Here is a 20,840-nt window from a genome sequence, read left to right as displayed (position 1 = left end):
GGCTCCGGTGGGGTCAGAGGGTCAGCTGGGGGCGGTGGTGGTCGAGCCACAGGGCCAGGTCGACCACGCGCTCCAGGCGGAGCCGGTGGCCCCAGGTGAGCTGCTCCGGCGGGGTGTCCAGGGTGGCCTTGACCGCGTTCGCGTCGACGATCCCGCGGACCTGGCCGTGGTGGGCGTCCAGTGCGTCGCGGGCCATCGCCTGCAGACCGCTGTTGTAAGCGGGGTGGTGGGTGGCGGGGTAGTGGTTCTTGGGCCGGTGCAGCACCGAGTCGGGTGCCAGTCCGGTGGCGGCGGCCCGTAGCAGGCTCTTCTCCCGGCCGTCGAAGCTCTTCAGCGCCCACGGGGTGCCGAAGGCGTACTCGACCAGCCGGTGGTCGCAGAACGGCACCCGCACCTCCAGGCCCTGCGCCATGCTCAACCGGTCCTTGCGGTGCAGCAGTTGGCGCAGCCAGCGGGTCAGCGCGAGATGTTGGAGCTCGCGTTGGCGGTGCTCGGTCGGGCTCTCGTCCGGCAGGTGCGGGACGGCGGCCAGCGCGTCGCGGTAGGTGTCCGCGCGGAACTCGGGGATCCGCAGCGTGGCGGCGAGCCCCGGTTCGAGCGGCACCGCCGCCTCGTCGCCGGTCACCAGCAGCCAGGGGAAGGTCCGCGCGCGCACGGCCGCCGGGGTGTGGAACCACGGATAACCGGCGAATATTTCGTCCGCCGCCTCGCCGGAGAGCGCCACCGTGGAGTGCTCCCGGATCCGGCCGAACAGCAGGAAGAGCGAGGTGTCCATGTCGCCGACCCCGATCGGCGAATCCCGGCACTCCACCACGGCGCGGCGGTGGGCCGGATCCAGCAGGCTGCGCGGGTCGAGCACGACGGTGGCGTGGTCGGTGCCGATGTGGGCGCCGGCCTCGGCCGCGAACGGGGCGTCGTGGCCGGTGCGCAGCTCGTCCTGGGTGAACCGCTCGGCCTGGTCGCTGTAGTCGACGGCGTACGAGCGCAGCCGGGCCCCGGGGCCCTCGGCGAGGCGGAGCTCGTCGGCGGCGAGGGCGGTGAGCACGGTGGAGTCGATGCCGCCGGAGAGCAGGCTGCAGAGCGGGACGTCGGCCTCGAGCTGCGCCCTGGCGGTGCGGTTGACCAGCGAGCGGACCCGTTCGACGGTGTCGTCGCGGTCGTCGGTGTGCGGCCGGGCGGTCAGCTGCCAGTACTGCTGCTCGCGCCGCCCGGTGCGGTCGAGGGTGAGCAGGGCGCCGGGCGGGAGTTCACGGACTCCGGCCCACAGCGTGGGGCCGGTGCCGAACACCAGGCCGAAGGCCTCGCGCAGCCCGTCGGCGTCGACCCGCGGGGTGATCTCCGGGTGGGCGAACAGGGCCTTGGGTTCGGAGCCGAAGACCAGCCCGCCGTCGACCTCGGCCCAGTACAGCGGCTTGACGCCGAGCCGGTCGCGGACCAGCAGCAGCCGCTCGCGGCGGGTGTCCCAGATCGCGAACGCGTACATCCCCTCCAGCCGGTCGACCACCGAGTCACCCCATTCGAGATAGCCGCGCAGGACCGTCTCGGTGTCGCTACGGGTGCGGAACTCGTGGCCTGCGCGGCGGAGTTCGGCGCGCAGCCGGTGGTGGTTGTAGACCTCGCCGCTGTAGCTGAGCACCGCGGCCGGCTGCTGCGGGCGGTCGGCCATCGGCTGGGCGCCGCCCGCCAGGTCGATCACGGACAGCCGGCGGTGGCCGAGCGCGGCGTGCGGGCCGAGCCAGCAGCCGGCGCCGTCGGGGCCGCGGCGGGCGAGGGTGGCGGTCATCGCCTCGACGACGGCGGCCTGGCGGGTCGGGTCCTGGTGGAAGGAGACCCACCCGGTGATTCCGCACATGCGGAGGTTCCCTTCTGGGGCGGAGAGCGGGGGTGTGCGCGGGAGACGGACGGCGAACGGGGCGCGGGCTCAGGGGCCGGTGGGTCTGCTGCCGATGGACGCCGGTGGCGCGGCCGCGCGCAGGCCGGGCAGGCCGAGCGTGGTGGGCACACTCGTCGCACGGGCCCGCCGTACGGCGGTGGCGACCGGCACCGGCACCGGCAGCAGGACGAACAGCACCGCGGCGACGCAGCGTTGGACACTCCGCGCGCCGATCGGCCGGGACGCGCCGGAGGCGGTGGCATCGGCCGCCGGGCAGAGCGCGAAGCCGTCCGCAGCGATCGTCGGTCGACCCGGTCGACCCGCAGGTACGGGCCGCCCGGTGGTGATGACTCCTGGCCGCATGCCGGCACCGACAGCCCTCCCGAGGTGACGGGCGCCGCCGGTCCGCGGCACCCGTCACACCAGTCGCGCGCCGGGGCGGGAGAGTTCCGGACGGATCGCGGATTTCTTCCGGGGCACCCCGGCCGGAGGGTCAGCCGGCAGCGAGCAGCCCGGAGAGCCGCTGCGCGGTGACCGCGACGGCCGTCACCCGCACGTCCCCGCCGCGCCGGAAGTGGAGCACGAACTCCACCCGCTGCCCCTCGGTGAGGCGTTGCGGCCGGATCAGCACCAGGTCGGCGCCCATCAGGTCCATCGCCAGTGCCCCGCGGCCCGGCACGGTCAGCGCCCCGGCCTCGGCCGGGCGGGCGCCGCCGTCCCGGTGGACGTGCCGGCTCAGCACCACCCGCTCGGCCGCCGCCGTGCTGGCGCCGGTCAGCCGGTCCGGCACGTCGCCGGGGTTGCGCACGGTGAAGAAGGCGGCGGTCGCCGCCGGGTCCGCGCCGGTGCCGATCAGCACCCAGCCGGGCCCGACCCGCAGCGGCCGGTCCCGGCCGGCCCCGCCGAGGCCCACCCAGCCGCCGAGGATCGCCAGGGTGACGGCGGCCGCGCCGACCGGGGCCAGCCGTTGCGCGGGTATCCGGAGCCGGCGTCCGCCGGCCGTCCTCATCGGCGGGCCCCCGTCCCGGCGGGTCGGCGGGCGGGCGCGGGCCGCCAGGTGCGCAGCCGCAGGCTGTTGCCGACCACCAGCACCGAGCTGGCCGACATCGCCAGGCCCGCCAGCATCGGGTTGAGCAGCCCGAGCGCGGCGAGGGGGATGAGCACCACGTTGTAGCCGAACGCCCAGCAGAGGTTGGTCCGGACGGTCGCCAGCGTCCGGCGGGCCAGCAGCACGGCGTCCACCACGGACTCGATCCCGCCACCGGCCACGGTCAGCCCGGCGGCGCCGATCGCGGCATCGGTGCCCGAGCCGAGCGCCACCCCCAGGTCGGCCGCGGCGAGTGCCACGGCGTCGTTCACCCCGTCCCCGACCACCGCCACCGTCCGGCCGGCCGCCCGCAGTTCGGCGACCAGCTCGGCCTTGCGCTCGGGGCCGGCCCCGGCGTGCACCTCGGCGATGCCCAGGTGCTCGGCGGCCGCGCGGGCCGCGCCGGGCCCGTCGCCGGTGGCCAGCACCGGGGTCAGGCCGATGCCGCGCAGCCGGTGCACGGTGCGGTAGCTGCCCGGCCGCAGGCTGTCGCCGACCACCAGCAGCGCGGCGGGCGCCCCGGCCAGCTCCACCACGACCGCGGTACGGCCGGCGGCCTCGGCCCGGTCCAGTGCGGCGGCCGGGCCGGCCGGCAGTCCGGCGGCCGCACCCGCCCGCACCACCCGCACCGCGACGCCGTCCACCTCGCCGCGTACGCCGGTGCCGGTCTCGGCGGCGAAGCCGTGCACCGGGGGCAGTTGCTCGCCGAAGCGGTGCCGGGCCGCCGCCGTGACGGCCCGGCCGATCGGGTGCTCGGAGTGGCTCTCCAGCGCGCCCGCCAGCCGGAGCACCTGGTCCGGGTCGGCACCGGGCACGGTCACCGTCTCCAGCAGTTCCATCCGGCCGGTGGTGAGCGTCCCGGTCTTGTCCAGCACGACGGTGTCGATCCGCCGCAGGCTCTCCAGCACCTCCGGGCCCCGGACCAGGACGCCCAGCTCGGCGCCGCGGCCGGTGGCCGCCAGCAGCGCGGTGGGGGTGGCCAGGCCGAGCGCGCACGGGCAGGCCACCACGAGCACGGCGACGGCCGCGGTGGTCGCCGCGGCCGGGTCGGCGCCGGCGCCGAGCCAGAAGCCCAGCACGGTGACGGCGATCGCCAGCGCACACGGCACGAACACGCCTGCCACCGTGTCGGCCAGCCGCTGGGCCTTGGCCTTGCCGGTCTGGGCCTCGGTCACCAGCTCGGTGATCCGGGCCAGCCGGGTGTCCCGGCCGACCGCGGTGGCCCGGACCAGCAGCCGGCCGCCCACGTTCAGGGTGGCGCCGGCCACCCGGTCGCCGGGGCCGACCTCGACCGGCATGCTCTCCCCGGTCAGCAGCGACAGGTCGAGCGCGGAGCCGCCCTCGACCACCACCCCGTCGGTGGCCACCTTCTCGCCCGGCCGGACCACGAACCGCTGCCCGGGCAGCAGCCGGTCCACCGGGATCCGGCGCTCGACGCCGTCCTCCAGCACGCCGACGTCCTTGGCGCCGAGTTCGGCCAGGGCCCGCAGCGCGGCCCCGGTACGGTCCCGGACCCTGCCCTCCAGCCAGCGCCCGCACAGCACGAACAGCGGCACCCCGACCGCCGCCTCCAGGTAGATGTGCGCCTCCCCGGCCCGGGCGGTCAGCGAGAACGGCATCCGCATCCCCCACGCACCCGCGCCGCCGGCCAGCAGCGCGTACGCGGACCAGCCGGCCGAGGCCAGCACGCCGAGGCTGACCAGGCTGTCCATCGTGCCGGTGGCGTGCCGCAGGCCCTGCCAGGCCCGCCGGTGGAAGCCCGCCGAACCCCAGGTCACCACCGGGAGGGCGAGCGCCGCGCTGACCCACTGCCAGCCGGCGAACTGCAGGCCCGGCACCATCGCCAGCACGATCACGGGCACGGCCAGCGCCGCGACCACCGCGAGCTGCCGGGCGGGCACCAGATCCTCGCGCGGCGCCGCCGCCGGCGCCGGGCCGACCGGCAGCTCGGCCCGGTACCCGGCGGCCTCGACCGCCGCCACCAGCTGATCCGGCCCGACCGACCCGGGGTGCAGCACCCGGGCCCGGCCGGTCGCCAGGTTGACGCCGGCGCTCACCCCGGGCAGCCGGGCCAGCCGCTTCTCCACCCGGGCCACGCAGGCGCCGCAGGTCATCCCGCCCACCACCAGGTCGGTGGTCACCACCTCGTCCGCCGGCGCCGCCTGCGGGACCGCGGCACCCGCCGCACCGCCGCTCACCGGGCCACCACCGGCGCGGCGCCGGACGGGGCCGGCGCGCCCATCGTCATGCCGTCACCCGGCCCGCCGTCGCCGTCGCCGTGGCCGTCCCGGTCAGGCCCGGCGGGGGCCAGGCCGGGGGCGACCGGTCCCACCGCCGCCCCCAGGCCGTACCCGGCGCCGAACACCAGGGCCAGCACCAGCGCGAACCCGGCCAGCACCCCGGCGGGGCCGAACCGTTCGATCCTCGTACCGCTCATCTCAACGCTCTCCAGCAGGAGTCGGCCGCCCGCGGGCGGCCGGAAGGGACCCGTGCCGGGGCAGCCGCGGGCAGCGCCCGGCGCCGTCCGGCACGGGGAGGAGGGAGATCCGGGCCGGCGGTCTCAGACCGCCGGGGCGACGGGCGGCGGTGCCCGGCCGGCCAGCGAGTGCCGCAGCAGCGGCGGGCGGTACGGCGCCCAGGCCCGCTGCACCACCCGCCCCGGGCGCGGCGGCACCGGGGCACGGCCGGCCGCGGCCAGCAGGAGCGCGGGCAGCCGCAGCCGGCGGGCCGTGCGCAGGTCCGGGAGGGTGCGGAAGAGGGCGGCCTCGCCCTGCCGGAGCCACCAGGCGCAGGCCAGCGCGGCCAACAGGTGGGCGGCGGCCATCCGCCAGTCCGTCATCGGGTGGCCGGTCGCGGGCGGCGCGAACCGGCCGGGGTCGAGGCCGGCCGCGCGCAGCAGTTCGGGCACCTGCTCGGCGGGGACGCTCAGGTGCGATCCGGCCGGGCAGAGCAGCCGGTCCAACAGCAGCCTGGCCGGATCGGGCGGCGCGGCCGCGGGCGGCCAGGCGGCGAACCACAGGTGCAGTCCGAGCTGCGAGCCCAGGACGGCGGCCGTGACGGCCTGCGGCCCGCGCTCGCGCCCGGCGGCCGCCAGGGCGGCGCCGAAGGCCAGCACCCCGCCGGTCAGGACGGCCGCCCACGGTGCCCGACCGCCGCCGGCCGGCGCATGCCCGAGGGCGCCGAGGGTCGTGCAGACCCCGGCGAACAGGAGGGCGCGCAGCAGGCGCAACCGCGTCGACGGGCACATGGCGGGCCCATCATGACACGGCCGAACGGCCGCGCCCGGCAGCGGCCTGACGGGCCGTGAGCGCCCGGACCCGCACGCCAGGGGTCCGGCGCGGCCGGTGCCGGGGGCCGGCGCCGGGGCGCGCTGTGCCACCATGGCGTCCGTGCATGAACCGGCCGGCTTCCCCGCGTCCGAGGTGCTCCGCCGGGTCGGAGCCGTCGGGCCGTACTTCCAGGTCGAGGTCTCCGACCGGCCGCCGGACGGGTTCCGGCCGCTGCGCGAACTCCACCGGCCCGGGCCGGACACCGACCTGGCCCGCCGGATCCGGCACGCCGCGACGCAGCTGCGCACCGCCGAGCCCAGGGTGGCGGCGTCCGTGGTCCACCTCGGGCTGGCGGCCCGGATCTGGTCGGTGGCCCTCGGGGTGGCGGCCTTCGGCGGCGTGGCGGACCTCGATCCGGACCGCGCGCACGTGCGCCTGCCGCCCGGCGGCCCGCTGGACCTGTGGCTGCCCTCCCCGGGCGCGGCCGCCGTCACCGGCGACCCGGTGGACGCCCTGCACCGGCACACCGTGCTGGGCGTGCTGGAGCCGCTCGGCGCGGCCGTACGGTCGGTGGCCCCGGTCGCCGAACAGCTGCTGCGGGGCAACGCCGCCTCCGCACTGGTCGGCTCGCACCGGATCCTGCTCGGTCATCTGACGGATCGTCAAGCGATGCAACGGGCAACCGATCTGATGACCCATCTGCTCCACCGATCACCCCTGGAGGACACCTGGTCGGCCGCCCCGGGCTTCCGCCGGACCAGTTGCTGCCTCTACTACCGGGTGCCGGGCGGCGGCCTGTGCGGGGACTGCGCACTGGACCGCCCACCGACCCGCCCGCCCACCACCCGCTGAACCACTTCGGGGATCAGCCCCCAGGGGCGCGGGGAACTGCGCGAACCGGACGTGCCAGGACCGCAGCCTGCCGCTCCGCGCAGTTCCCCCCGATGGGTTGCCCCGAGCAGCCGAGCAGTGCTGCACCCGGGGCCGGGGCGGCCGGCCGCACACGACCGGAGCCGCAACCAGGCCTGTCGCCGCGGCTCCTCGGTGCCTCGTTCGGAAGCTGTCCGCCCGAGCCCCTACGATGACCGCCATGACTACAGGGGGGCCAGGCGCCCAGCTCATCGACGGCCGCTTCGAGTTGCTGGAGCGGCTCGGCGGCGGCGGCATGGGTCTGGTCTGGCGGGCCCGGGACACCGTGCTGCAGCGCGAGGTGGCGCTCAAGGAGGTCCGCCCGCCGGACCCGGCGATGCTCGCCGCCGACCCCGCCGCGGCCTTCGAGCTGCGCGAGCGGGTGCTGCGCGAGGCCCAGGCGCTGGCCCGGCTCCAGCACCCCAACGTGGTGATCATCTACCACATCGTGGACAACGCCCAACTTCCCCACCCCTGGCTGGTGATGGAGCTGGTGACCGGCGGCTCGCTGCACGACCGGATCAACCAGGGCCCGCTCTCCCCGCAGGAGGCCGCCCGGATCGGCCGCGGCGTGCTCTCGGCGCTGCGCGCGGCCCACGCCGCGGGCATCCAGCACCGCGACGTGAAACCGGCCAACGTGCTGCTGCGCCCCGACGGCACCCCCGTGCTGACCGACTTCGGCATCGCCGCGCTGAGCGAGTCGACCAGCCTGACCGCGACCGGCTCGCTGATCGGCTCGCCCGAGTTCATCGCCCCCGAGCGGATCCGCGGCCAGGAGGGCAACCCGTCCTCCGACCTCTGGTCGCTCGGCATGATGCTGTACGTCGCCGTCGAGGGCCACCACCCGCTGCGCCGCGCCACCAGCATCGCGACGCTGGCCGCGGTGCTGGACGAGCCGCTGCCGCCGCCGGTGCGCTCCGGTCCGCTCGGCGCCACGCTGGCCGCGCTGCTGGCCCGCGACCCGGCCGTCCGCCCGGATGCCGCCCAGCTCGACCGGCTGTTCGCGGCGGCCGAGCAGGGCATCGACGGCACCCATGGCGGTGGCGGGTCGACGTTCTCGCCCACCCAGCTGAACGGCGCAGCCCCGTACGCGTCCACCCAGCTCAACGGCGGCGTGCCCTACCCCACCGGCCCGACCGACCAGGTGCCCGGCTACGGCACGTCCGGCTACGGCATGCCCGGGTACGGCACCCCGCCCGGCCACCCCTCCGGTGGCCACCAGGTGTGGGGCGCGCCGGTACGACCCGCGCGCCGGCGCACCGGCCCGGTGGTGGCCGCGGCGGTGGCCGGAGTGGCGGCGGTCGGCCTGCTGGGCTGGTCGCTCAGCCACGGGCTGCTGAAGTCCGGCACGCACGACGACGCCGGGTCGACGCCGCAGGTCAGCAGCAGCTCCCCGCGCACGAGCGGTACCGGTAGCACCACCGCCGACCCCGGCGGCGGCGCCTCCCCCGCCGCGGGCAGCACCGCGAAGGCCACGCCCGCCGCCGCCAAGGACCTGCTCACCCCGGACGGGGCGCGCAGCCTGGTCGAGGCGATCCGTTCGGCCACCGGCAACGCCACGATCATCGACATGACGATCTACCCGGAGTACGCCAGTGCCAAGGTGGTGACCAAGGACAACCCCAAGCACTACGACGACGTCGACTACCGGGGCGGCAAGGTCACCAGCAAGCCCGGCGGGGTCGTGGACAGCGACGACAAGTCGGTCGACCTCAGCAAGATCGACTGGAACCAGCTCCCGACCGTGATGGCCACCGCCCGGACCGAGCTGGGCGTCTCCGACCCCAAGTCGCGGTACGTGATCGTGGACTACGGCTGGTTCGCCGACGAGATCACCCTGCGGTACTACCTGTCGAACGAGTACAACGGCGGCGGCTACCTCACCGCAGGTGCCACCGGCAAGGTGCTCAAGGTGTACAAGTCCGACTGACCGCGACGCGGGTCCGGGGCGCCGCGGCGCCCCGGACCACCGCTCAGGCCGCGGCTCCCGGTGCCACCGGGAGCATCGGCAGCGCCGTCTCGTGCAGCCAGGCCTCCAGCAGCCCGTCCACCGGGCGGGCGGCGTAGCGGCGCACGTGGGCGGTGAAGTCCGCGGTGCCGACCACGCCGTGCCGGTTCTGGCCGACCCAGTCCTTGACCATCGGGAAGAAAGCCGCGTCGCCCAGCGCGCAGCGCAGCGCGTGCACGGTCAGCCCGCCGCGCTCGTACAGCCGGTCGTCGAACATCCGGGCCCGGCCCGGGTCGGCGAGCCGCAGGTCCTGCGGGAGGGCGGACAGCAGCGCGTGCGCGACCGCCGCGTGGGTGGCGGCGGGCCGCCCGCCGGAGCGCTCGGACCAGAGCCACTCCGCGTACTTGGCGAAGCCCTCGTTGAGCCATATGTGCCGCCAGTCGGCGATCGTGACGCTGTTGCCGAACCACTGGTGGGCCAGCTCGTGGGCGACCAGCCGCTCGGAGCCGCGGACGCCGTCGACGTGGTTGGTGCCGAAGGTGGCGACCCCCTGCGCCTCGACCGGGACGTCCAGCTCCTCGTCCGCCACCACGACGCTGTACGCGGTGAACGGGTACGGCCCGAACAGCTCCTCGAACAGCCGCATCATGTCCGCCTGCCGCCCGAAGTCGTGGGCGGCCTGCGGCACCAGCCGGGCGGGCACGTGGATCTGCTGGGGCACGCCGCCGCCCGGGGGCGGGCCGGCGGGCCGCAGCGGCACGTACTGGCCGATCGAGACCGAGACCAGGTAGCTGGAGGTGGGCGCGGGCTGCTCGTACACCCAGGTCGTGCTGCCGGCCCGGGTGGTCCGGGTGAGCAGCCGGCCGCCGACCAGCACCGTGTAGGCGGACGGCGTGGTGATCGAGACCTGGTACGAGGCCTTGTCGGCGGGCCGGTCGTTGCACGGGTACCAGGAGGGCGCGCCGATCGGCTGGCTGGCCACCAGCGCGCCGTCGGTGAGCTCCTCCCAGCCCAGGCCGCCCCACGGGCTGCGGACCGGCTTGGGGTTGCCGGTGTAGGCCACGTCCACGGTGAACGCCGCGCCGGCGGCCAGTGCCTTCGCCGGCCGGACCCGCAGCTTGCCCGCCCGGTGCGTGTAGTGCGCGGCGCGCCCGTCGACCAGCACCCGGCCGATCCGGAATTCGGCCAGGTCGAGCGCGAACTCGCGCAGCGGCTCGGCCCCCGCCACCGCGCTCAGCCGGGCGGTGCCGCCCAGCCGGTTGGGGCCCGGCTTGTAGTCCAGGGCGAGTTCGTACCGGTGGACCCGGTAACGGATGTCACCGTGCGTGGGGAAGTACGGGTCGACACCGAGGTGCGACGCCTGCTTGGGGCTCAACGGTGCGAACTCTCCCTGCCGTCTTACGAACTGCGCTGTGCGGTGTGCGTCAAGCCGTCACGCCTGCCAGGCCTCGATCGGATTGCCCAGCCACCGGGTGTCGGCGGGGACGGACTCCGCGCGCATCACCAGCGAGGCCGGCCCGAGCGTACTGCGGGCCCCGACGGTGCTGCCGGGCAGCACGATTCCGCCAGGGCCCAGCGTGGCGCCCTCGCGGAGGACCACAGTATCCATCCGCATGATCCGGTCGTGGAAGAGGTGGGTCTGCAGCACGCAGCCGCGGTTGATGCTGACCCCGTCACCCAGGGTGACCAGGTCGGCCTCGGGCAGCCAGTAGCTCTCGCACCACACGCCGCGGCCGACCCGGGCGCCGAGCCCGCGCAGCCAGAGGTTGAGCACCGGGGTGCCGGGCACGGCGCCGATCAGCCACGGCACGGCGAGCACCTCGACGAAGGTGTCGGCCAGCTCGTTGCGCCACACGAAGCCGCTCCACAGCGGGTGCTCCACCGCGCGGAAGCGTCCGACCAGCAGCCACTTCGCAGCGATCGACACCAGGCAGGCGAGCGCACCGGCGCCCAGCAGCACCACGCCGGACAGCAGGGCGGCCAGCAGCACGGAGCCGGCCGCGGCGAGCCAGGCCAGCGCGGCCACGGTCAGCACGCCGAGCGCGGCGGAGGCCAGCACCGGCACGATCCGGCAGACCTCGGTGAGCCCGCGCGCCCAGAGCAGCCGGGCCGGCGGGTCGTAGGTGCGGCTCTGGTCGCCGGCGTCGGCCGAACGGGGCAGCCGCATCGGCGGCATGCCCAGGTACGAGCTGCCCTTCTTGGCCTTCTTCGGGGTGGCGGACAGCACGCCCACCAGGCCCCGGTCGGGCACCGCGCGGCCGGGCGCGGTCATCCCGGAGTTGCCGAGGAAGGCGCGCTCGCCGATCTCCGCCTCGCCGAGCCGCAGCCAGCCGCCGCCCAGCTCGTACGGGGCGATCAGGGTGTCGTCGGCGAGGAAGGCGCCGTCGCCGACGGTGGTCAGGCTGGGCAGCGCCAGCACGGTCGACACCTCGGCCCGGCTGCCGACCTTCATGCCGAGGGCGCGCAGCCAGACCGGGGTGATCAGACCCGCGTACAGCGGGAAGAGCGTCCCGCGGGCCAGGTCCATCAGCTGGCTGACCGTCCAGGCCTGCCAGCCGATCCGGCCGTGCAGCGGGTGGTAGCCGGGGCGCAGACCGATGCTGAGCAGCCGCACGGCGGCCACCAGCAGCACGGCGTAGGTCAGGCCGAACGCGAGCGTGGCGGGCACCACGGCGGCCAGAGCGCCGGCGAGCGCGGCGCCGAGCCCGTCACCGGGCCGGACGAAGGCGCTCAGCACGGCCAGCGCGGCCAGGCCGGAGACCACCGGCAGCAGGCTCAGGCCCAGCCCGCTCGCGCCGTACAGCGCCGCCCAGCGGGCCCGGCGCACCGGACGGCGGGCGGGGCGGTCGCGGTGCGCCTTGCCGAGTTTGACGGCGGGCGCGCCGGCCCAGCGCTGGCCGGTCGGGACCTGGCCGGTGACGCCGGAGCCGGGCGCGACCTGGGCACGCTTGCCGATCCGGGAGCCGGGGAACAGGGTGCTGCGGGTACCGACCACGGCACCGGAGCCGACCCGGATCTGGCCGATCTCCAGGCGGTCGCCGTCCAGCCAGTAGCCGGACAGGTCGACCTCGGCCTCGATCGCGCAGCCGCGGCCGAGCCGGAGCATGCCGGTGACCGGCGGCAGCGAGTGCAGGTCGACCTCGGGGGCGATCCGGGCACCGAGCGCGCGGCCGTAGCGGACCAACCAGGCGCCGGACAGCTCGGTCGCGCCACTCAGCTCGGCGAGCCGCTCGGCGGTCCACAGCCGCAGATGGACCGAGCCGCCGCGCGGGTAGCTGCCGGGCTTCAGGCCGCGCAGCAGCAGCCGGGCGCCGCCGGCCGCGACGGCCAGCCGGCCGGGCGGGCTGAACAGCAGCGCCACGGCGGGCAGCACCGCCCACCAGGAGGCGGTCGGCGCCCACGGGTAGTCGCCGAACCAGGACAGCGCGTTGCCGAGGGCCAGCAGGCCGACCGTCCAGCGCAGCCCGACCAGGGTGAACAGCGGCAGCAGCAGGAGCAGCTGGAGCGCCTTGGCGCGGGTCGGCACCGGGTCGACCGTGCGGGCCGGTCCGTCGCTCTGGGCCGAGCGCTCCAGGTGGCGGGCGAGCTTGCGCAGCACCGGCTGCTGGTAGATGTCCAGCACCGCGGCGGCCGGGTAGCGGGTGCGCAGCAGCGTGGTGAGCTGGGCGGCGGCCAGGCTGCCGCCGCCGATCGCGAAGAAGTCGTCCTGGGCGCCGATCGCCTGCACGCCGAGGATCTCGCCCCACTGCTCGGCGAGCCAGGCCTCGGTGCCGTACAGCTGCTCGGTCGGGCCACCGGTCTCCAGCTCCGGCAGCGGCCAGGGCAGGGCGGCCCGGTCGACCTTGCCGGAGGTCCGGGTGGGCAGCGACTCGACGGGGGCGAGCAGCGGCACCAGGGCGGCCGGCAGCTCGGCGCGCAGCCGCTCGACGGCCGCGGCCTGGTCCCAGCCCTCCTGGGTGACCAGGTAGCCGACCAGCAGCTGGTTGCCGCCGCGGGCGGTGCGGACGGCCGCGGCGGCGCCCTGCACGCCCGGCAGGGCCTGGAGGGCCGCGTCGACCTCGCCGAGCTCGATCCGGCGGCCGCCGAGCTTGATCTGCTCGTCGGCGCGGCCGAGGAACAGCAGACCCTCGCGCTCGGCCTTGACCAGGTCACCGCTGCGGTAGGCGCGGTCCCAGCCGAGCGACTTCAGCGGCGCGTACTTCTCGGCGTCCTTCTCGGGGTCGAGGTAGCGGGCCAGGCCGACGCCGCCGATCACCAGCTCGCCGCTGCCGCCCATCGGCACCGGGTCGCCGGCCTCGTCGACCACGGCCAGCTCCCAGCCGTCCAGCGGCAGGCCGATCCGGACCGGGCCGTCGCCGGTCAGCAGCGAGCCGCAGGCGACCACGGTGGCCTCGGTCGGGCCGTAGGTGTTCCACACCTCGCGACCCTCGGTGACCAGGCGCTGCACCAGCTCGGGCGGGCAGGCCTCGCCGCCGAAGATCAGCAGCCGGACCTCGATCAGCGCCTCGGCCGGCCAGAGCGCGGCCAGCGTGGGCACGGTGGAGACCACGGTGATCTCCTGCTCGGCGAGCCAGGGGCCGAGGTCGGCGCCGCTGCGCACCTGGGAACGCGGGACGGGCACCAGGCAGGCGCCGTAGCGCCAGGCCAGCCACATCTCCTCGCAGGAGGCGTCGAAGGCGACCGAGAGGCCGGCCATCACGCGGTCACCGGGGCCGATCGGCTCCTCCTGGAGGAAGAGCGCGGCCTCGGCGTCGACGAAGGCGGCGGCGTTGCGGTGGGTGACGGCGACGCCCTTGGGCTTGCCGGTGGAGCCGGAGGTGAAGATGATCCAGGCGTCGTCCGCGGGCGTGGGGTGGCCGGTCGCGCGGGCGGGGCGCTCCTCGCCGATCACGGTCAGCGACCGCTCGGCGCCGAGCACGGCGGCCACGGCGGCCTCGCCGAAGACCAGCTCGGCGCGCTCGTCCGGGTCCTCGGCGTCGACCGGGACGTAGGCGGCGCCGGCGGCCAGCACGGCCAGGATGCAGACGTACAGGTCGTTGGTGCCGGAGGGCACCCGGATGCCGACCCGGTCGCCGGGGCCGATGCCGGCCGCGGCCAACCGGCGGCGCTCGGTCTCGACCTCGGCGGCCAGCGCGGCGTAGCTGAGCACGCACTGCCCGTCGTCGAGCGCGGGCTCCTGGGCGTGGTCGCGGACGGTGGCCGCGAGCAGCTCGACGAGGGTGCGCGACGCGGGCGCCGGGCGGCCCGGGAAGACGGCGGGCGGCGCTACGACCGGCCCCGTCCCCCCGGGCTGCCGATCCTGCAACGTGCTGCTCAGCATGGTCACGGTCGTACGCTCCTCGTTCTCGTCCCCGTCCACTCGCTCCGGGCCGAAAGCGGACAACCCGTCGATGGTAACCAAGTCCCGATCGGAACGGCTGATCGCGGCTCAGCCCAACTGGCCCTGAAATGAGATTTACTGACACTCAGTCAGCTTCCACACCTGCTCCCTGGCAACGGATATGACGATACGTCAGGCAATCTGACGGACCGTCAGTGCGATTCGGGAAATGTGAGCCACGCCACATCCGATCATGGTCAGGCCACCGTCCCCAGCTCGTGCGGGGTGTTGTTCAGCCGCCGGCCACCGGTCGCGGTGACCGTGACGATGTCCTCGATCCGCACCCCGAACCGGCCCGGCAGGTAGATCCCGGGCTCGATCGAGAAGCACATCCCGGGCACCAGCCGGGCCTGCTCGCCCTCCACCAGGTACGGCGGCTCGTGGGTGGTCAGGCCGATCCCGTGCCCGGTGCGGTGGATGAAGTACTCCCCGTAACCGGCCTCGGTGATCACCCGGCGGGCCACCCGGTCGATCTCCTGGCACTCCACCCCCGGCCGGACCGCCTCGAAGGCGGCCTGCTGGGCCAGCCGCACCACCTCGTGGACGGCCCGCACCTCGGCCGGCGGATCGGCGCCGACGAAGACCGTCCGGGTGGTGTCGGAGCCGTAGCCGTCCCGCAACCCGCCGAAGTCCAGCACCACCGTGTCGCCGGGCTCGATCACCCGCTCGCCCGCCTCGTGGTGCGGATCGGCGCCGTTCGGCCCGGAGCCCACCACCGTGAAGTCCACCTGGCTGTGCCCGTAGTGCAGCAGCAGCTCGGCCAGGTCCGCGGCGACCTCGCTCTCCCGCCGCCCGGCGAACCGGACCTCCAGGATCGAGCGGTACGCGGCGTCGGCCGCACCCCCCGCCGCGCCGAGCCGCTCCAGCTCGTCGGCGTCCTTCACCGCCCGCAGCATCGGCAGCGACCCCGTGAGCGAACGGTACGAGCTGCCCGGCAACGCCTCCTGGAGACCGAGCAGGTGCATCGCCCAGGCCGCGTCCGAGATCCCGTAGCGCCCGTGCGGCTCCAGCAGCGGCGCGACGGCCGCGTACGGGTCGGAGCCGTCCGCCCAGTCGGCGAGCCGCAGCGCCGGGGCCGCGGGGCAGGCCGCCGCCCCCGGCCGCTCCAGCTTCGGCACCACCAGGGTCGGCTCCCGCCCCTGCGCCAGCAGCAGCGCGGTCAGCCGCTCGGTGATCGCCACCGGCTGGTAGCCGGTGAGGTGGAGCAGGTCCGGCCCCGGCGTCACCACCAGCCCGGCCAGCCCCGCGGCGGCCGCGGCGTCGGCGGCCCGGCTCATCCGCGCGGCGAAGTGCTGCGGCTGCGACGGCCGGGTGCTGCTCCGGTTCGACATGGTGTTCCTGCTCTCTGGGGCTGCCGTTCGCGGGCGGTGCCGTTCTCGGGGATCCGGTTCTCGGGGGGTCCGGTTCTCGGGGGGCTGGCGGGGCCGGCTCAGCGCCGGGCCGCGGTCTCGGCGTAGTGGCGCAGGAAGAGCGCCTCGACCTGGGCCATGTGCTCGATCTCGGCCGGATCCACGCTCTCGTTCGGCGCGTGGATCAGGCAGCGCGGTTCCTCGACGCCCATCAGGATGATCTCCGCCTCGGGATAGACCCCGGCGAGGACGTTGCAGAGCGGGATCGAGCCGCCCTGCCCCAGGTAGGAGATCTCCCGGCCGTACACCTCCCGCACGGCCCGGTCCAGGGCGGCGTACGCCCTGCCGTCGGTGGCCGCGCGGAACGGGGCGCCGGTGCCCTCCGGTTCGACCTCCACCTTTGCACCCCAGGGCGCCGCCGCCAAAAGGTGCCCGGTCAGCGCGTCCAGCGCGGCCTCCGGGTCGGTACCGGGCGGCACCCGCAGGCTGACCCTGGCCCGGGCGGTCGCCGGGACGGCGGCGGCCGACCCGACCACCCGGGCGCAGTCGATGCCCAGGACGGTGACCGCGGGCCGGGCCCAGAGCCGGTCCGCCACCGCGCCGCCCCCGGTGAGGTCCACCCCGTCCAGCACCCCGGCGTCGGCCCGGAACTGCTGCTCCGGGTAGCCGACCCCGTCCCACACCCCGTCGGCGTCCAGCCCGGTGATCCGGGTACTGCCGTCCTCCGCCCGCAGCGAGTCCAGGATCCGGATCAGCGCGGCGAGCGCGTCCGGCGCGGGCCCGCCGAACATCCCGGAGTGCAGGTCGCCGCGGAGCGTGGAGACGGTCACCACCAGATTGGCCAGCCCGCGCAGGGTGGTGGTGGCGGTCGGCACCCCGACGGCGGCGTTACCGGTGTCGCAGACCAGCAGCGCGTCGGCGTGCAGCTCGTCGACGTGTGCCTTGACGTACTCCTCCAGACCCCCGGTGCCCTGCTCCTCCGACCCCTCGGCGACGAACTTCACCCCGACCGGCAGGTCGTCGCCGAGCGCCCGCAGCGCGGTGAGGTGCATGACGATGTTGCCCTTGCAGTCGGCACTGCCGCGCCCGTACCAGCGTCCGTCCCGCTCGGTCAGCTCGAACGGCGGCGAGGTCCAGGCGTCCTCGTCCAGCGGCGGCTGCACGTCGTAGTGGCAGTACAGCAACACGGTCGGGGCGCCCGGCGGCGGCGGGCGGTGGCCCAGCACCGCGTGGCTGCCGTCCGGCGTCTCCACCAGGTGCACGTCGCGCAGCCCGGCCTCGGCGAACGCGCCCACCAGCCACTCGGCCGCCTCCCGGCACCGCTCGGGCGGGTAGAGCCGCGGGTCGGCGACCGACGGGATGGCCACCAGCTCGGCCAGGTCGGCCTTGGCCCGGGGCATCAACCCGGCGATCCGACGGGCGAGGCCGTCCTGCGCTGCTGCGTCCTCGTTCATGGCGGTGCTGCTCCTCCCGGCCTCGGGCCCGACGGCTCCGTGCCTGACTCGCTCAGTGCTTGACGGCTCCGTGCTTGACGGCTCAGTGCTTGACGGTCTGCGCGGTCTTGATGTCCTCGAAGCGGTCCTGGTACTTGGCCAGCTGGTCCGGGCAGTAGACGCCCAGCACCAGCGCCTCCACCTCGATCGCCCGGCCGTCCCCGATCACCGGACGCTGGCCCGGGCCGGTGGCGCCGTTGGAGATGTTCTGCAGCCAGAGCGCGTTCTTCAGCGCGCTGGCCGGCTGCTTGCAGACCGCGCCGCCGTCGTTGCCGAGGGTCGAGACGATCTGGTCCTGGTCGGGCACCGGGTAGCCCTGGGCGGCCAGCTTCCCGGAGAGCTCCTGGGCCTTGTTGTTGGCCTGCACGTCCTGGTGGTGCTGCTGGTAGACGAGGATGCCGGTGATCAGCATGCCGACCAGCACCACGATCGCGCCGACGTAGATCCAGCGGTGCTGCGAGGCGAACCTGGTCGGGCTCATGCCGCACCCCCGGTGGCCGGCCGGGCGTCCTCCCCGGCGTTCCGCCAGCTGGGCTTGCGGAACTTCAGGAAGCAGAGCGGGATGATCACCCCGAGCAGCAGCAGCCCGCCGCCGATCAGCAGCACGTACGACCAGACGCTGCTGCCGCCGAACTGCGAGGACGGCACGAACCCGATCACCATCGCCGCCGCCGAGGCCAGCAGCCCGGTCACGCACAGGGTCACCAGGGCCGGGGCCCGGTAGCCGCGCGGGTGGTCCGGCTGGAGGCGGCGCAGCCGGATCGCCGCGACGAACATCAGCAGGTAGACGATCAGGTAGACCTGGGTGGTGATCACCGAGAAGATCCAGTAGGCGCTGGAGACGTTCGGGATGAACGCGTACATCAGCGCGATGGCGGTGGTCACCACGCCCTGGGTGACGAGGATGTTCTGCTGGATCCCGTGCCGGTTGAGGCGCTGCAGGAACGGCGGCAGGTAACCCTCCTCGCGGGAGATCAGCAGCAGGCCCTTGGACGGGCCGGCCAGCCAGGTCAGCATCCCGCCGAGCGAGGCCGCCACCAGCCCGACCGCGATCACCGGGGTGAGCCAGCCGATGTGGAAGTACTGGAAGAAGGCGTCGAAGGCCTGCATCACCCCGGCGGTCAGGCTGAGCTGGTTGGACGGCACCACCCAGCTGATCGCCAGCGCCGGGAGGATGAAGATCAACAGGACCAGGCCCATCGCCAGGAACATCGACTTCGGGAACTCCTTGGGCGGGTTTCGCAGCGAGGAGACGTGCACCGCGTTCATCTCCATGCCCGAGTAGCTGAGGAAGTTGTTGACGATCAGCACCAGGCTGGCCAGACCGGTCCAGGCCGGCAGCAGGTGCGCGGCGTTCATCGGCGCGGCCGAGGCGTTGCCCTGGCCCAGGAAGACGCCGCCCAGCACGACCAGCAGCGTCCCCGGGATCAGGGTGCCGATCACCAGGCCCCAGGAGGCCAGCCCGGCCACCGCGCCGGTGCCGCGCGAGGAGATCCAGACGCCGGTCCAGTACAGCACCATGATCACGATCGCGGTGTAGAGCCCGTTGCTGGCCAGCGACGGATCGACCACGTACGCGATGGTGCTGGCCACGTATGCCAGCAGGCTCGGGTAGTAGAAGATCGTCATCGCGAACTGGCACCACACCGCCAGGAAGCCCATCGGCTTGGACAGCCCCTGGGACACCCAGTTGTAGACCCCGCCCTCCCAGCCGGACGCCAGCTCGGCCGAGACCAGGGCGGTCGGCAGCAGGAACACGATGGCCGGGACGAGGTAGAGGAACACGCAGGCGAGTCCGTAGACCGCCATGGTGGGTGCGGCGCGCAGGCTGGCGACCGAGCTGGTGGTCATCAGCGCGAGCGTGAGCCAGGTCAGCCGGGGCGCGGAGACGGCTTGGACCGCCCGCTCCTTGGTCCGTGCCCCGGCACCGGAACCGTCGGCCGGCATGTCCATCGCACTCACGGGCGCTCCTCGGGGCCGATGATTCGGACGATCCGCAGGGATCCCGACCCACGCCATCACGGCGGCCCAGGGCGCGCGCCCGTTGCGGGGCTGTCCGGGTGATCACCGACGGTGAGGCCGGGCGGGGCCTGCCGATCAGCTCGGACAGCGCATATGTCCGGGGCCGCACTGCTCCGGGGCCGGACAGCTCTGTCGCCGAACAGATCCGGTACCGCGAACCTCTGCAACCGACCACGTCCGGCACGGGGCAGCTCCGTACCGGATCAGCTCCGCACCGGGTCAGCTCCGCACCGGATCAGCTCCGGACGGCGGTATCTCCGGCCCCGGGAAGGTCCGCGTCCGGACAGCTCCGTGCCCGCTCCCGCGCTACCCCCGGCGACGGAGCCAGTGGCGGATGCCCTGCACCGTCGCGATCACCAGCGAGGCCAGCGCCACCGCGACCAGGGCTGCCCAGACCCTGCTGCCGACCAGGCGGAAGTCGGTCACCAGCACCGCCAGCAGTGCGAAGGTCGGCACCAGGGTCGCCACCACGGTCCGGGCGAGCACCATCACCCCGGCGGGCCGCCAGCGGCCACCCCCCGGCGGCTGCACCAGCGCACCGCCGCCCGAGCCGTAGAACTTCGCCGCCCGCAGGCCCAGCCGGCTGGTCCCGCGCTGGTAGGCCACCCACATCACCGGGACCCACAGCAGCGGGAAGAAGAAGCAGACCACCACCAAGGCCGCCGTTAGGACCCAGCCGGCCACCTGCCGGACCCGGCCCGGCTGCCGCGCCCCGGGGTCGATCAGCCCGAGCAGGTAGGCCATCTCCCGCAGCATCCGTACCCGGGTGCCGCGCGGGAGCCGGCCCTCCGCCGGCCTGGCCGGCCGGTCGGGCACCGCCGCGAGCGCCAGCTCGGCCTCCGGCACCGTCGGGTACGCGCCCTGCACCATCAGCAGCTCGGCGGCCCGTCGCCGCTCCATGGGGTCGTGCCCGGCCAGCGCGGCCAGTTCCAGCACCATCCGGAGCTGCGCCAGCAGCGCGGCGCAGAACGCCACCGGCACGAGCAGCATGAACGGCCCGCCGACCGCACCGCCCTCCAGCACGGTCAGCCGGGTGCCGCGCTCGATCACCACGTGGCGCAGCACGGCCGGCCCGGCCTCCGACCTGGTCCGCCGCAGCTTGGCCACGGCCGTGCGGGCCCTGCGCCCTTCCAACTGCACGGCCAGCAGGGCGAGCTGCTCCGGCAGGTGCTGCGGATCGAGCAGTCCGGCCCGCAACAAGGTCCGGGCGGATCTGGTCGACACCTCGGCCGAGGAATCCGACGTGCTCACCCTTCGGAGGCTACCGCCGGGCGGCCGGTGTGACCCGGGTCATTCGCGGGGGTGGTGGGGGTGGGGTCGGTGGGTGCCGGGTGTCGGGGCGGGTTCACGCTGTGTCGACAATGTGGGCGGGCTCACCCGGTACGTTCGGTGACCGCGGCCACATCCGGCGCCCCGGGTCGGTGCTCGCCCGCTCAACCACGGGGCCCCGTTCCCTCCGGTACTGCCGGTAACGGGCGGTTGAGCTGGGAGTTCGCCGGATTCCTTGTGG

15 protein-coding genes are annotated in these 20,840 nt (G+C 75.2%); 2 read left to right on the top strand and 13 right to left on the bottom strand.

The features are described 5' to 3' along the window. Window positions 1–13: 13 nt before the first annotated feature. The 6 genes from asnB to ABT014_RS28255 all read right to left on the bottom strand — a co-directional run bounded on the left by asnB (window position 14) and on the right by ABT014_RS28255 (window position 6,207). Window positions 14–1,852 (bottom strand): asparagine synthase (glutamine-hydrolyzing), encoded by a 1,839-nt coding sequence (gene asnB / locus ABT014_RS28280; RefSeq protein ID WP_350642036.1) that lies wholly within the window; start codon window positions 1,850–1,852, stop codon window positions 14–16. Window positions 1,853–1,921: 69 nt separating this feature from the next. Then, entirely contained in the window at window positions 1,922–2,071 is a 150-nt protein-coding gene (locus tag ABT014_RS28275; protein WP_350642035.1) for a hypothetical protein, read from the bottom strand. 295 nt (window positions 2,072–2,366) lie between these two features. Beyond that, window positions 2,367–2,882, bottom strand: coding sequence for a copper chaperone PCu(A)C (locus ABT014_RS28270; protein ID WP_350642034.1), 516 nt, complete (start codon window positions 2,880–2,882; stop codon window positions 2,367–2,369). Next, entirely contained in the window at window positions 2,879–5,074 is a 2,196-nt protein-coding gene (locus tag ABT014_RS28265) for a heavy metal translocating P-type ATPase (RefSeq protein ID WP_350642075.1), read from the bottom strand. The genes ABT014_RS28270 and ABT014_RS28265 overlap by 4 nt, the downstream gene beginning before the upstream one ends. Before the next feature lie 80 nt (window positions 5,075–5,154). Further along, complete coding sequence (locus ABT014_RS28260) at window positions 5,155–5,397, bottom strand: hypothetical protein (protein ID WP_350642033.1); 243 nt, start codon at window positions 5,395–5,397, stop codon at window positions 5,155–5,157. Between the two features lie 123 nt (window positions 5,398–5,520). After that, complete coding sequence (locus tag ABT014_RS28255; RefSeq protein WP_350642032.1) at window positions 5,521–6,207, bottom strand: hypothetical protein; 687 nt, start codon at window positions 6,205–6,207, stop codon at window positions 5,521–5,523. Between the two features lie 142 nt (window positions 6,208–6,349). Here ABT014_RS28255 and ABT014_RS28250 point away from each other — a divergent pair, with 142 nt between their 5' ends. Together ABT014_RS28250 and ABT014_RS28245 are read left to right on the top strand one after the other, a co-directional pair. Further along, entirely contained in the window at window positions 6,350–7,081 is a 732-nt protein-coding gene (locus ABT014_RS28250; protein ID WP_350642031.1) for a (2Fe-2S)-binding protein, read from the top strand. A gap of 238 nt (window positions 7,082–7,319) precedes the next feature. Continuing rightward, a complete protein-coding gene (locus tag ABT014_RS28245; RefSeq protein ID WP_350642030.1) occupies window positions 7,320–9,068 on the top strand; it encodes a serine/threonine-protein kinase in 1,749 nt (582 codons plus the stop codon). A gap of 43 nt (window positions 9,069–9,111) precedes the next feature. On the opposite strand, the gene ABT014_RS28240 is transcribed toward ABT014_RS28245, so the two are convergent. From ABT014_RS28240 to ABT014_RS28210, 7 genes are all read right to left on the bottom strand, one after another. Next, window positions 9,112–10,461, bottom strand: coding sequence for a M1 family metallopeptidase (locus tag ABT014_RS28240; protein ID WP_350642029.1), 1,350 nt, complete (start codon window positions 10,459–10,461; stop codon window positions 9,112–9,114). A gap of 57 nt (window positions 10,462–10,518) precedes the next feature. Further along, on the bottom strand, window positions 10,519–14,406 hold the full coding sequence (locus ABT014_RS28235; RefSeq protein ID WP_350642074.1) for a Pls/PosA family non-ribosomal peptide synthetase: 3,888 nt from the start codon (window positions 14,404–14,406) through the stop codon (window positions 10,519–10,521). Window positions 14,407–14,663: 257 nt separating this feature from the next. Then, entirely contained in the window at window positions 14,664–15,797 is a 1,134-nt protein-coding gene (locus ABT014_RS28230; RefSeq protein WP_350642028.1) for a M24 family metallopeptidase, read from the bottom strand. A 98-nt stretch (window positions 15,798–15,895) separates the two neighbouring features. Continuing rightward, window positions 15,896–17,269, bottom strand: coding sequence for a dipeptidase (locus tag ABT014_RS28225; RefSeq protein ID WP_350642027.1), 1,374 nt, complete (start codon window positions 17,267–17,269; stop codon window positions 15,896–15,898). A gap of 82 nt (window positions 17,270–17,351) precedes the next feature. Beyond that, window positions 17,352–17,789: a hypothetical protein gene (locus tag ABT014_RS28220; protein ID WP_350642026.1), complete on the bottom strand. Its 438-nt coding sequence runs from the start codon at window positions 17,787–17,789 to the stop codon at window positions 17,352–17,354. After that, window positions 17,786–19,270 carry a glutamate/gamma-aminobutyrate antiporter GadC gene (gene gadC, locus ABT014_RS28215; RefSeq protein WP_350642025.1) on the bottom strand — a complete coding sequence of 495 codons (1,485 nt, stop codon included), beginning with the start codon at window positions 19,268–19,270 and terminating at the stop codon, window positions 17,786–17,788. The genes ABT014_RS28220 and gadC overlap by 4 nt, the downstream gene beginning before the upstream one ends. Window positions 19,271–19,636: 366 nt before the next feature. After that, window positions 19,637–20,581, bottom strand: coding sequence for a hypothetical protein (locus tag ABT014_RS28210; protein ID WP_350642024.1), 945 nt, complete (start codon window positions 20,579–20,581; stop codon window positions 19,637–19,639). Between the last annotated feature and the right edge of the window lie 259 nt (window positions 20,582–20,840).

Source organism: Kitasatospora sp. NPDC094015 (assembly GCF_040304075.1).
In the GTDB taxonomy this organism is placed as follows: domain Bacteria; phylum Actinomycetota; class Actinomycetes; order Streptomycetales; family Streptomycetaceae; genus Kitasatospora.
This window is presented reverse-complemented; position numbering and strand designations above follow the sequence as displayed.